At 33.3% G+C, this 13116-nt stretch carries 12 protein-coding genes; 10 read left to right on the forward strand and 2 right to left on the reverse strand.

Annotation, left to right across the window (positions count from 1 at the left end):
• Positions 1-96 precede the first annotated feature (96 nt).
• A complete protein-coding gene (locus IRZ80_RS13085) occupies positions 97-948 on the forward strand; it encodes an N-acetylglucosamine kinase (protein WP_194642018.1) in 852 nt (283 codons plus the stop codon).
• Positions 949-951: 3 nt separating this feature from the next.
• The gene (locus IRZ80_RS13090; RefSeq protein ID WP_194642019.1) at positions 952-1326 is read left to right on the forward strand and encodes a methylglyoxal synthase; all 375 of its coding nucleotides are present in this window, start codon (positions 952-954) and stop codon (positions 1324-1326) included.
• On the opposite strand, the gene IRZ80_RS13095 is transcribed toward IRZ80_RS13090, so the two are convergent.
• Both IRZ80_RS13095 and IRZ80_RS13100 read right to left on the reverse strand, forming a co-directional pair.
• On the reverse strand, positions 1307-1687 hold the full coding sequence (locus IRZ80_RS13095) for a RidA family protein (protein ID WP_194642020.1): 381 nt from the start codon (positions 1685-1687) through the stop codon (positions 1307-1309). The two genes, IRZ80_RS13090 and IRZ80_RS13095, sit on opposite strands and share 20 nt — an antisense overlap.
• A gap of 189 nt (positions 1688-1876) precedes the next feature.
• A complete protein-coding gene (locus IRZ80_RS13100; RefSeq protein ID WP_194642021.1) occupies positions 1877-4603 on the reverse strand; it encodes a putative LPS assembly protein LptD in 2727 nt (908 codons plus the stop codon).
• Positions 4604-4697: 94 nt separating this feature from the next.
• On the opposite strand from IRZ80_RS13100, the gene IRZ80_RS13105 reads away from it, so the two are divergent.
• The 8 genes from IRZ80_RS13105 (at position 4698) to bshA (ending at position 13090) form a co-directional block, all read left to right on the forward strand.
• Positions 4698-5540: an N-acetylmuramoyl-L-alanine amidase family protein gene (locus IRZ80_RS13105; protein ID WP_410504231.1), complete on the forward strand. Its 843-nt coding sequence runs from the start codon at positions 4698-4700 to the stop codon at positions 5538-5540.
• Positions 5541-5769: 229 nt separating this feature from the next.
• Positions 5770-6912 carry an N-acetylmuramoyl-L-alanine amidase gene (locus tag IRZ80_RS13110; protein WP_317174767.1) on the forward strand — a complete coding sequence of 381 codons (1143 nt, stop codon included), beginning with the start codon at positions 5770-5772 and terminating at the stop codon, positions 6910-6912.
• 51 nt (positions 6913-6963) lie between these two features.
• A complete protein-coding gene (locus tag IRZ80_RS13115; protein WP_194642022.1) occupies positions 6964-7923 on the forward strand; it encodes an MlaD family protein in 960 nt (319 codons plus the stop codon).
• Between the two features lie 4 nt (positions 7924-7927).
• Positions 7928-9259, forward strand: a complete 1332-nt coding sequence (locus IRZ80_RS13120; protein ID WP_194642023.1) for a (Fe-S)-binding protein — start codon at positions 7928-7930, stop codon at positions 9257-9259.
• A 96-nt stretch (positions 9260-9355) separates the two neighbouring features.
• Positions 9356-10147, forward strand: a complete 792-nt coding sequence (locus IRZ80_RS13125) for a (Fe-S)-binding protein (RefSeq protein ID WP_194642024.1) — start codon at positions 9356-9358, stop codon at positions 10145-10147.
• A 152-nt stretch (positions 10148-10299) separates the two neighbouring features.
• A complete protein-coding gene (locus IRZ80_RS13130; protein ID WP_194642025.1) occupies positions 10300-10785 on the forward strand; it encodes an ABC transporter ATPase in 486 nt (161 codons plus the stop codon).
• A gap of 12 nt (positions 10786-10797) precedes the next feature.
• The gene (locus IRZ80_RS13135) at positions 10798-11412 is read left to right on the forward strand and encodes a phosphatase PAP2 family protein (RefSeq protein WP_194642026.1); all 615 of its coding nucleotides are present in this window, start codon (positions 10798-10800) and stop codon (positions 11410-11412) included.
• Between the two features lie 544 nt (positions 11413-11956).
• Entirely contained in the window at positions 11957-13090 is a 1134-nt protein-coding gene (gene bshA / locus IRZ80_RS13140; protein WP_194642027.1) for an N-acetyl-alpha-D-glucosaminyl L-malate synthase BshA, read from the forward strand.
• Positions 13091-13116: the final 26 nt, after the last annotated feature.

Genomic DNA, 13116 nt, shown 5'->3' on the forward strand with positions numbered 1-13116 from the left:
GTGAAATTAATGGGATCTTGTTGTTTTGTTTCATTTGATATTTGTTAAAACATCAATGAACAATAAAAAAAATAAACCAAATAAACCAAATTAAATATGAAATTAATAGTTGATAGTGGTTCTACTAAAGCAGATTGGATTGCGATAGATGACGATGGAAAAGTAATGTTTACAACACAAACATTAGGCTTAAATCCAGAAATTCTTAACAGCGACGAAATTCTGGCTCGTATAGACGATCGTTTTGACATAAAACAAAATAAAAAAACAGCGACCCATTTATTTTTCTATGGTGCGGGCTGTGGTACTGATAGAATGAAAAGCATGCTTAGCGAAGCTTTTAAATCTTATTTTTCTAATGCAATTGTAGTTGTAGAAGAGGATACATATGCTGCTGTTTTTGCAACAACACCAAAAGGAGAAGAAGCAATCGTATGTATTTTAGGTACAGGTTCTAACTGCAGCTATTTTGACGGCAAGGTTTTAGAACAAAGAGTTCAGTCATTGGGTTATATCGTAATGGATGACTGTAGCGGTAATGTTTTTGGAAAAGAATTAATTAGAAAATACTATTTCAATAAAATGCCAAAAGAATTGGCTGAAGCATTTGAAAAAGAATATAATTTGGACCCGGATTTTATTAAAAATAAATTATATAAAGAACCAAATCCAAATGCTTATCTTGCAACTTTTGCTAAATTTTTGATTCAGAATAAAGAACATGAATTTTGCCGCAAGATAATTTTTAAAGGGATGAAATCTTTTATTAAAAATTATGTCAAGCAGTTTGAAAACTGCAAAGAAGTACCAGTAAATTTTGTAGGTTCTATCGCTTTTTATTTAAAAGAAGAACTTGCTGAAATTTTTGAAAAATACGAACTGCAGTTAGGTAATGTACTTAGGAGACCTATTGATGGTTTGATTGCTTATCACGTAGCTAATAAATAAAATATGGAGATAGCAATAATTGCACATGACGGGAAAAAAGAAGATATTGTAAAATTCTTAATTAAAAACCGTGAATTGTTACAACAGGAAAAAATACAATTTATAGCAACAGGAACAACGGGAGGCAGAGCCGAAGCCGAAGGTTTTAAAGTCAGAAGAATGCTCTCTGGTCCTTTAGGAGGTGATGCTCAGATTGCAGGGAGAGTTGCAGAAGGAAAGACTCAAATGGTTTTGTTTTTTAAAGACCCACTGTCAAGCCATCCGCACGAAGCTGATGTTAATATGCTTATCCGTGTCTGCGATGTTCATAATGTGCCGTTGGCTACAAACGAAGCAACAGCACAATTATTGATTAATGCTATAGCACTGCAATCATAGATATTTCTACATTTACATTTTTCGGCAGACATGCCACTTGAACCGTTTCACGAGCTGGAGCGGTTTTTTCGTTAAAATAAGATCCGTAAACGGTATTAATACTGCCAAAATCATTCATATTCATGATGAAAATAGAAGTTTTTACAACATTTTCAAAAGTCATTCCGGCAGCTTCTAAAACCGCTTTCATATTTTCCATGACTTGCTTCGTTTCCAATTCGATAGTGTCTGTCACTAATTCCATCGTTGCAGGATTAAGTGCAATTTGACCGGATGTGTATAAAGTATTTCCTGTCAGAACAGCTTGATTGTATGGGCCAATTGGAGCTGGCGCTTTTTCAGTGTAAATTATTGTTTTCATTTATAATTAGATTTTTATATTAATGTTAATTCAGATACAATGTGGAATTAAGTGTTTTTAATAAAAATGGTAAATTCTCCATACATACTTTTTTAGTATAAAGTAAATAGACAGTAATTCAGTAACGACTAAATGTATTAATTATTAATCGTTTTGCTATTAGCTGTAATTGTAATTTAAATAAAAAATCTAGAAATTTTGATTTCTTTTTTCCCATTTAATATCGCTGAGAACACCAGATTTGATTCCAATAAAGAAATTCCAAGTTGCATTTTGTCCAAAAGGAGTCCAGTTAAAATCCATTCTCCAGCTCATTAAATCTCTTTCAAAACGCAATTGAGTAAAAGTAACGCCTTTTTGAACAAAATCAAAACCAGTTGAAATACCAGCTTTCCACTTTGGTGTTAAATCGGTATTGGCTGAAATCATAATGGAATTCCCTGTTATTTTTTTCTCTCTATTGCTGTTTCCATATGTAAGAGAATAGGCAAATGTCATGTCCCAAGGCAATTTAGATCTAAAAAATTCGGTAACGGCATCTTCACTTTTATCATCGTCATCAGTAAACTGGCTGTTTTTTCGATAACTTCCGGTGTCAATATCAGAACCAAATAAATCATCTTCCCGGCCTCCATTTCTTTCGGCCTGCGAATCTTTTTTCTTTTTTTTCTCTCCTCTGCTTGACAGGGAATAATTCATAGTCAAATTGGCACTTGTCATTCTAAAAAGACTGCCTCCATTGTTAATATTGAAAGTATTTATTCTATTTCCACCATTATCAATCGCATAAGGATCCAAGGTTGTTCCAAAATTAGCCCCCAATTTATTATCGAAGAATTGAGTTCCACCGCTTATCCTTACAGGAGCCCATGCAAGTGTTTTGGCATTGGCATCATAACTGGTAGAAAGATTTAGATTGTTTAACAGCATTATCTTTTTCGGCTCGGTTTTGGTGGTATCCTTATCTGCAACTTTTGCTTCAAAAGTATTACTAAGGTTGAATCCAAATGAATTGGAGCTATTAAGACCGGGCGCACCGTACATACCGCCTTCAAATCGAGTGTAATCTTTCTGCATACCGCCACTTCCGTCGATTGCGTAGGTGTCATAGTATTTTTCAAAACTAGGAGCGTAGCTATGAGAAATTGCGGGTCTCATTACGTGTCTGATTGACTGTATTTTTTTATCAGCTCCAAAATTAAAAGTTCCGTAAATGGTTGTTCCAATACTAGTTGATGAAGAATATGTTCTAAAAGCATCAAACCCTTTTACTTCGTTAGTAACTACTGTAGCTAATTGATTGTCGTAATGTTTTTCGATAGTTTTAAAATACCAGACTTCATCATAATTTAAAGAGGTAGAAACACTAAAATATTTGAAAACTTTAAAGTTGGTGCTTAACGGAATGGAATGCTGGAATCCAATATCAGCATTTTGGAACATTTCAGGTTTAAAAAATAATGAATCGGTTGTCTTAAAGCTGTTTTTTCCGTTTAAGTTGTACTGTAAATTAATGTTCTTGAAAAAACCTTTTTTCGTGCCGTCACTTTTTGCAAACGGATACACACGGTCTACGCTAAACTGCAGTGTAGGAAGAGTCATGTTGATTTCTTTTGTATTGGTATTCTGAGAGTGAGTTGCTGTAAGTGATATTCTGCTTTCTGGTACAGAATGAAATACTGTGCTATATGATATTGACGAACTCAATGAATTATTTAAAGAAGAACCTACATTGACTTGATTAATAGTTCTTTTGAAATATTCACTGCTCCCTAGATTCACCGAAGCAGAAAATGTTGAATTTGGATTGGCTTTTGAATCCTGTGAGTGAGACCATTGAATGTTGTAGATCTTTGTTTTAGAATAATCTGGATAACCTCTTTCGCTGACTATGTTATTTTCGTATCTAATATTAATGTTTCCTTGAAAATTGTATCTTTTAGCATAAGACGACTGCATTCCCAAAGCGTAACTTCCATTGGTGTAGTAATCTCCAACAACAGTTAGATTGTAATGATCGCTTAGCGCAAAATAATATCCTCCATTCTGTAATGAAAAACCCTTGGTGTTTGAATCGTTATAGGAAGGCAGAATAATTCCGGAAACACTCGTTTCTTTTGATAAAGGGAAATAGGCAAAAGGCATGTATATTGGCGTTGGCACACCTGCAATTACCATGTAAGTGGAACCTGTAATTATTTTTTTTCCCGGAATGAATTTTATCTTATTGGTTTGAAAATAATATTCAGGATTGTCAACATCTTTGGCGGTAGTAAATCTTGCGCCTTTAAGGAAGTATACGGAATCATTTTCTTTTTTAGTAATAGCAGCTTTTACATTGAATTCCCCTTGAGTAGTTCTTGAATTCCAGATTAAAGCCTTTTTTGTTTTGAAATTAAAACGGATAGAATCTGGTTCAATGACATTCGAACCTTGTTTGAAATTTGGAAACTGAGTATAGTTGCCTAGGGAATCTTTAATCCGGCCAGCATATACCTCGTTTTTCTCATAATCCATGACAATGATACCCGATTTCAATTCAATATCCTCATAGTACAATTCAGCTTTATTGTACAAAGTCATGAGTTTTTTCTTTTTCTCAATTTTCTGGTAATCTTGGGCTGTGTATTTTACCTGTCCGTTCAGGAAAACTTTTTTAACTTTTATTGTGTCTAATTTGACTGTATCTTTTGGTGTTTCAGCTTCAGTGTTTTTATCTGCCGTATCATTAACAGGTTTTTTAACTTCTTGTTTATTAGGAGTAATAGAAGTTTGTTTCTTTTTTATATCTTGAGAATATAAATTAGAACAGCCTAGAGATAGGAAAATTGATAATAAAACGATATTAAATAAGTTTGTATGCAAAGGTTTAAATACTATTTTTGTAAAATGAAGATAGGAATATATTTGAGCCAAAATTACTATATTTTTCGGCAAAAATAATCAAAACATAAATTTATAATAGAACTGTTGTAATAAAATTAACTATTAGATGGATATAACAAAAAAAATGAAAATTGCATTCACATTTTTAATACTGCTATTTGTGGGCAATATTTATGGGCAATCCAATAATTTTAAAGTTACTCTAGATGCAGGTCACGGCGATCATGATTTTGGAGCTGTTTATAGCGGAAGAATCGAGAAAAACATTGCATTGGCTATAGTATTAAAAGTGGGCAGAATTTTAGAATCTTATCCTAAAGTAGAAGTGATTTACACCAGAAAAACAGATGTTTTTATTGATTTAGTAGAAAGAGCCAATATTGCAAATAGAGCCGATTCAAATATTTTTGTTTCCATTCATTGTAATGCAAATAAAAATACTGCTGCAGACGGTACCGAAACCTATGTTATGGGTATGAATAAAATTGCTTCGAATCTGGAGGCTGCAAAAAAGGAAAATGCGGTAATTACCCTGGAAAAAGATTATAAGAAAAAGTACGAAGGATTTGATCCAAACTCTCCGGAAACAATGATTGGGATGACTTTGATGCAGGAAGAATATTTAGAAAACAGTATTTCATTGGCTAGCAAGGTAGAAGATGCTTTTGCCTTATTAGGAAAAAAATTGCGTCATGGAGGAGTAAAACAGGCTCCTTTTATGGTTTTGCACAAAGCATATATGCCTAGAGTTTTGGTTGAAACAGGTTTTATTTCTAATCCGGCTGAAGGTGACCTGCTTAATTCAGAACAAGGGCAGGATGATATTGCTAAAGCAATTGCGAATGCTATTATTGGTTACAAGAATGAATATTTTGGAGATGGAGGTACAGAAACCTTTGAAGAAAAACCATCACAGATACTTAATGAAAATCCTGTAAAAACTAATGAAACACCAGGTAATAATTAAGGTGTAATTAAAAAAGAAACTTTGTAATCTATTTAATAAAAACTGTTTTTTTGTTCCGAAAAGCAGTATTGAAATTTAGAAATTTTTAATAATTACAAATTATTTCACACATTTATGAAGATAATGTCTAATAAATGCATTTTTGGAAGAAATACTGACTATGAAGGCGCAAGGAATCAATTGATGAATTTATAACAGAAGTCATATAATTATATTAATTTTTAGAATTATGATGTTTTCAAAAAATAAATTTAAAGCAGTAATAACTTTATTTTTAGCAATTCTAAGCTTTACTGCCGGCTCAGCACAATCGCCTGCAAAATTCAAAGTTGTTTTGGATGCGGGTCATGGCGGAAAAGACCCTGGAGCGAAGTATAATGGTCATAAAGAGAAAGACATAACTTTGGCAGTTACCTTAAAAGTTGGTAAATTGTTAGAACAGAACCCTAGTATTGGTTTGATTTATTCCCGTAAAACAGATGAATTTGTTGAACTAAGAGAAAGAGCCAAAAATGCAAATCGTGCTAATGCAAATTTATTTGTTTCAATTCATTGTAACGCTAATAAAAATAAAGCAGGAAATGGAAGTGAGACATATGTAATGGGAATGTCAAGAACAAATATGAATTTTGAAGTTTCTAAAACAGAAAACTCCGTAATCTTTCTGGAAGATAATTACAAAAAAGCCTATAAAGGTTTTGATCCAAATAACCCAGAAACATTAATTGGGCTGAAAATGGTACAGGAGAATAATTTGACTAACAGTATTAGTTTTGCAAAAAAAATACAGAATAATTTTTCAAAGTCTTCGGGAATAAAATCGCGGGGCATAAAACAAGAACCTTTATGGGTATTAGATGCTTCTATTATGCCGGGAGTTTTAATCGAGATAGGCTTTATTTCAAGTCCGAATGATATTTCTTATCTGGGATCTGAAAATGGTCAAAATGATATTGCCAAAGCTATTGCTGATGCAGTTGTTAGTTATAAAAATGAAAATTTTGATTATGAGGAAGGAGAAAGTATTAGTGAGAAATCTGTTCAGAATCATGATGAAAACCTTGAAAAAAAAGAAGAAAATCAATCGGTTTACAAAGGAACTGTAAAAAAAGATACGCTGGGGTCAATTTTTAAAGTCCAATTTGCTGCCAGTAAAAACAAATTGCCTTTAGAATCAAAAAATTTTAAAGGACTAAAACATGTATCGTTAGTATATGAGGATAATGTCTATAAATACTTTTATGGAGAAACTTCCGATTACGAAAATGCTAAGAATCAATTGAAAGAAGTAAAATCCAAAGGATATGATTCGGCTTTTTTAACGGCATTCAGGAACGGTAAAAAAATAAGCGTTCAGGAAGCGGTTAAATAATTATTAGTTCGAATATTTTATATTAAATTTACCATTAAAAAAAACAAAATTTTGAAAATTACAAGAGAAATAAAGACTGCTATTTTAGTTATTACATCAATTTTATTATTCATTTGGGGATATAGTTATTTAAAAGGGAAAGATCTTTTTAATAGTTATAAAACTTTCTATTCGGAATATGAAAATGTAGAAGGACTTGCACCTTCAGCTCCTATAACTATTAACGGGCTTGTTGTAGGAAAAGTAAAAACAATAACAATAACAGAAAAAGGTACTTTGTTAGTTGAATTACAGGTAAACACTGATTTTCCAATATCTAAATCAAGTACAACAGCAATTTATGATGCCAGTCTTATTGGTGGTAAACAATTAGCGATTCGCCCTAATTATACCGATAAAAATATTGCCGAAAGCGGTGATTATTTAAAGGGTGCTGTACAGGCTAGCCTTATGGATTCTTTAGGCGACAAAGTTGGTCCGGTTCTTGCCAAAGTTGAAAAATTAATGACCAGTGCCGATCAATTGGTTATTAGTTTCAATGAAGTTTTAGATGCCAAAGGTAAAGCCGATTTAAAAAAGAGTTTAGCAGAACTTAGTGCTACAATGGAGCAGTTTCATAAAGTTGCTTCAAATGCAAATGTAATTTTAGAGGAAAACAAGGGACAATTGAAAGGTGTTGTTTCTAATTTCAATAAGGTTTCAGATAATTTTGTAAAGATTTCAGATTCATTAAATAAAGCTGATCTGGGTCTTACCGTTAGAAACCTGAATGCAACATTAGCTAAAGTTGACGGTATAATGAAAGGTATAGAGTCTGGTAAAGGGACAATGGGTAAATTAATGAAAGACGATGCTTTGTATGCTAATTTGTCCAAAACTTCAAAAGAGTTAGAATTGCTTTTACAGGATGTGAGACTAAATCCAACACGATATGTAAATGTTTCCGTTTTTGGTAAAAAGAACAAACCATATGTTGCTCCAAAAGATTCTATTACAAACGTAAAAAACTAATTTCATGAGTTATCTTAGTAATGTTTTATTTGCCATTGTATTGATTATTGGATTCGGATATTTTTATTTGAATGTAAAAAAAATCATTAGGAATATTAATCTTGGTATTGATGTAAATCGTAAAGATAATGCAAAAGCTAGATGGCGAAATATGGCTATGATTGCTCTTGGACAGTCCAAAATGGTAAAAAGACCAGTTGCAGGAATACTGCATATTATTGTGTATGCTGGTTTTATTATCATCAACATAGAATTGTTAGAAATTATTATAGACGGCTTGTTTGGGACTCATAGAATATTTGCTCCGATTGGAGCTGTATATGATGTTTTAATAGCCTCTTTTGAAATTCTGGCCGTTTTAGTTTTATTTTCGGTTACTGTTTTTTTGATAAGAAGAAATATCATCAAGCTGAAAAGATTTATTCATTCGGATTTGAAAGGCTGGCCAAAAGGTGATGCCAATTATATTTTATATTTTGAAATTACTTTGATGACTTTGTTTTTATTGATGAATGCTTCGGATCTGCATTTGCAGAATGTGCCTGGAGGATTTTCACATTTCATAAAAGCAGGTTCTTTTCCAATAAGTCAATTTATAGCTCCAGTTTTTAATGGAATGTCAAATGAATTGGTCATGCTGCTGAATGAAGCGTTTTGGTGGATGCATATTGTTGGAATTTTGGTTTTTATGAATTATTTATATTTTTCAAAACACCTTCATATTTTATTGGCTTTTCCAAATACATATTTTGCCAGCTTAAATCCTCAGGGACAATTTGATAATTTGGCATCGGTGACGGCAGAGGTAAAACTGATGATGGATCCTAATGCTGATCCATTTGCTGCAGCGCCGGTTTCGGAAAATGAAGTTCCAAATAAATTTGGAGCCAGCGATGTACAGGATTTAAATTGGGTTCAGTTATTGAATGCTTATACATGCACTGAATGTGGACGCTGCACATCATCGTGTCCTGCAAATCAAACCGGTAAAAAATTGTCTCCGCGTAAAATTATGATGGACACAAGAGACCGATTAGAAGAAGTAGGAAAGAATATCGATGCTAACAAAGGTGTTTTTGTACCAGACAATAAAACGTTATTGAACGATTATATTACTCCAGAGGAATTATGGGCTTGTACATCATGCAACGCCTGTGTGGAGGAATGCCCGGTAAATATAAGCCCGCTTTCTATTATTATGGATATGAGACGTTATCTAGTGATGGAACAAAGCGCAGCTCCAATGCCTATTAATGCCATGATGACTAATATCGAAAATAATGGTGCTCCTTGGCAGTACAGTCAGCAGGACCGTTTGAATTGGAAAAATGACTAATAGTTTAATCGTTTATTTGGTTATTTGTTTAACCGAATAGCTGATTCACAAATTAACGATTAAACGAATAAACAAATAAACGAATTTTTAAAAGAAATGTCAGAAAATTTAATAGTGCCAACAATGGCCGAAATGCTAGCCCAGGGAAAACAGCCAGAAGTTTTATTTTGGGTAGGATGCGCAGGAAGTTTTGACGATAGAGCAAAGAAAATTACTAAAGCATTTGTGCGTATTCTGAATCGTGCAAATGTTTCTTTTGCAGTTTTAGGAACAGAAGAAAGCTGTACCGGAGATCCCGCAAAAAGAGCAGGAAATGAGTTTTTGTTTCAAATGCAGGCCATGATGAACATTGAAGTTTTGAATGCCTATGAAGCAAAAAAAATAGTTACTGCTTGTCCGCATTGTTTCAATACTTTGAAAAATGAATATCCGGAACTTGGCGGTCATTATGAAGTGGTACACCATACTGAATTCCTTAAATCATTATTAGATTCAGGACGATTAACGATTGAAGGAGGGCAGTTTAAAGGGAAAAGAATTGCTTTTCACGATCCTTGTTATTTAGGCAGAGCTAATAATGTATATGAAGCGCCAAGAGATTTAATTCAGAAACTTGATGCTGAATTAATTGAAATGAAACGTTCAAAAGCAAATGGTTTATGCTGTGGTGCCGGCGGAGCGCAAATGTTTAAAGATGCTGAGTCTGGAAATAAGGAAATCAATATTGAAAGAACAGAAGATGCTTTGGAAACAAAACCAAACATTATTGCAGCTGGCTGTCCTTTCTGCAACACGATGCTGACAGACGGAGTTAAAAATAAAGAGCGGGAAGATGACGTTAAAGTAATGGATATCGCTGAGTTAATTGCAAATGCTCAAGACCTGTAAAAGTTTAATTGTTTAAGATAATGTTTAACAGTTTGAAAACAACAATCCTAAACTATTTTAAATAATCCTTAAATAACTTTAAACTTTTTTCAGTCTAAATCTAAAATTATAAATCTGCAGTCTAAAATCTGCATTCTAAAATCATAAATACAATGTACGTTCCTTTTGAAAATTTACCCGGAGAATCTAGAATTTGGATTTATCAATCGAATAGAAAATTTTCGGATGCAGAGTTTTCCGAAATTGAAACTGATCTGCAGTCTTTTCTTAACGAATGGGCAGCGCATGGAACAAGTCTAGAATCATCTTATTTATTAAAATACAATCGGTTCATTATAATCGCAGTTAATCAGGAAGTGCAGGCAGCAACAGGCTGTTCAATCGATTCATCGGTAGAATTTATCCAAAGTATAGAGAAAAAATACAATGTAGATTTATTGGATAAAATGAATGTAACCTTCAAATTGGGTGAGCATATTGCATATAAGCCATTAATTGATTTCAAGAAAATGGTTAAAGATAAAGCGGTTACCGAAAACACAGTTGTTTTTAATAATCTGGTAAATAATATCGAGGAGTTCAATGAATCTTGGGAAGTTCCTGCTTTGGACAGCTGGCACAGCCGTTTTTTCAATTAATTAAAAGCAAGGATGTCTAAAATTATTTCTTTTTTATTAGTACTGTTTTGTTTTTCGATTTCTAATGCCCAAAACTCAGATATTGATCTTTTAAAAAAAATCAATCTCAATAGAAATACTAATCTCGAATCAGCAATGATTGGAATTACGAACAGTGCAATGCCTGTCAGTGTTGGTACCCCTGTGATTATTTATGCCGTTGGATTAATCGAAAAGGACAGTACTACGAAGAAAAAAGCAATATTCATGGGTGAGTCTTTGGCAGCTTCGGTATTTATTTCTGTAGCTTTAAAAAGTATTACCAAAAGAGACCGCCCTTATGTAACCTATCCGGAAATTGAAAATGTTACAGATGAATCCAGTACCTCTTTTCCTTCAGCTCATACTTCATCAGCTTTTGCAGCTGCAACATCCTTAAGTATGGCATATCCTAAATGGTATGTAATTGCTCCGTCCTTTATATGGGCAGGTACAGTTGGATATTCCCGTATGTATCTTGGCGTGCATTATCCTACTGATGTTTTGGCTGGTGCGCTTGTGGGAAGCGGTTCTGCTTTTTTGTGTTATAAACTAAATAAGTGGATTAATAAAAAAAGAAAACCTCATCAAAAAAAGCTTTGGGAGTAATATCATTGAAGATTTCAGATTAACGATTTTTGATTTCTGATATGTGAATGCTTAAAACAGATTATTTTTATATGACTGTCCGCAAATAATACCATGTATTTTTTTTCGTCACTGAATACACAGATTCTCACAGATTTCATTACTGTTTTTTTTTAATCTGTGTAAATCTTTTTAATCTGTGGCTCTTTTAGATCTGTTTGGTATTAGTTAAGGATAGTCATAAACTTTTATATGCAGGTGGGTTTTTCTTTCCCGCTTTTTTTATCAATTGCCCCAGTCCAAAACTGAGCTTCACTACAAACAATGTTCTCTTAATTTTGTTGAAAAAATATTGCTTCGAAGAAATTCCTTCTGTAAAAAAGCTTTGAAAGTAACTTTAAAAATGTTAAAATTTAACTTTTTTTTCATAGAAAACCGCTCCTAATCTGCTTACATTCGTTACGCTTAAAAATAGATATTAAATCGGCATAAAATCGATGTGAAGGAAGTATTCATATTCGTGTGCAGATTAAATATATTCAATAAAAAACAATCAAAAACATATATGAAAATAGCAATTGTTTGTTATCCAACTTTTGGAGGAAGTGGCGTAGTTGCAACAGAATTAGGTCTGGAATTAGCAAGAAGAGGACATGAAATACATTTTATAACTTATAGTCAGCCTGTACGTTTAGCACTTCTTAATCCAAATGTGCATTATCACGAAGTAATTGTCCCGGAATATCCTTTATTCCATTTTCAGCCTTATGAATTGGCTTTGTCCAGTAAGCTGGTCGATATGGTTAAATTGTACAAAATAGAATTACTGCATGTGCATTACGCAATTCCGCATGCCTACGCAGGCTATATGGCAAAACAGATGCTAAAAGACGAAGGAATCGATATTCCTATGGTGACCACACTGCACGGAACCGATATTACTTTGGTAGGGAACCATCCTTTTTACAAGCCTGCAGTTACATTTAGCATTAATAAATCAGATTACGTGACTTCGGTTTCCCAAAGCCTGAAAGATGATACTTTGAAATTATTCAATATTAAAAATACGATTCAGGTCATTCCTAATTTTATTGAATTGGACAAAAAAGATTATGACCCAACGATTCCCTGCCGGCGTTCTGTTATGGCTAATCCCGAAGAAAGAATAATTACACATATCAGTAATTTCAGGAAAGTAAAGCGAATTCCGGATATCATTAAAATATTTTATAAGATTCAAAAAAAGATTCCATCCAAGTTGATGATGGTAGGGGATGGCCCCGAAAAAGAAAAGGCTGAAAAATTATGCAGGAAGTTTGGTATTCAGGACAAAGTCATATTTTTTGGCAACAGTAATGAGATTGACCGCATTCTAGGCCTTACCGATTTATTTCTTCTGCCTTCCGAAACAGAAAGTTTTGGTTTGGCAGCTCTCGAAGCAATGGCTTGCGGTGTTCCAGTGATTTCAAGTAATTCTGGAGGTCTGCCGGAAGTAAACAGGGATGGTGTTTCGGGTTATCTGAGTGATGTTGGAGAAGTGAATGAAATGGCAGAAAATGCATTAAAAATATTAAAAGAGGACAGTGTTCTCAATGAGTTTAAAAAGAATGCACTGCATGTAGCAGAACAATTTGATATTAAAAATATTCTGCCTATTTATGAAGCTTTGTACCAGAAGGCAATTAATAAATACAAATAACGGAATGTGATTGTTTTTTTGGAGCA

Origin of the sequence: Flavobacterium sp. HJJ (assembly GCF_015351475.1) — a bacterium.
In the GTDB taxonomy this organism is placed as follows: domain Bacteria; phylum Bacteroidota; class Bacteroidia; order Flavobacteriales; family Flavobacteriaceae; genus Flavobacterium; species Flavobacterium marginilacus.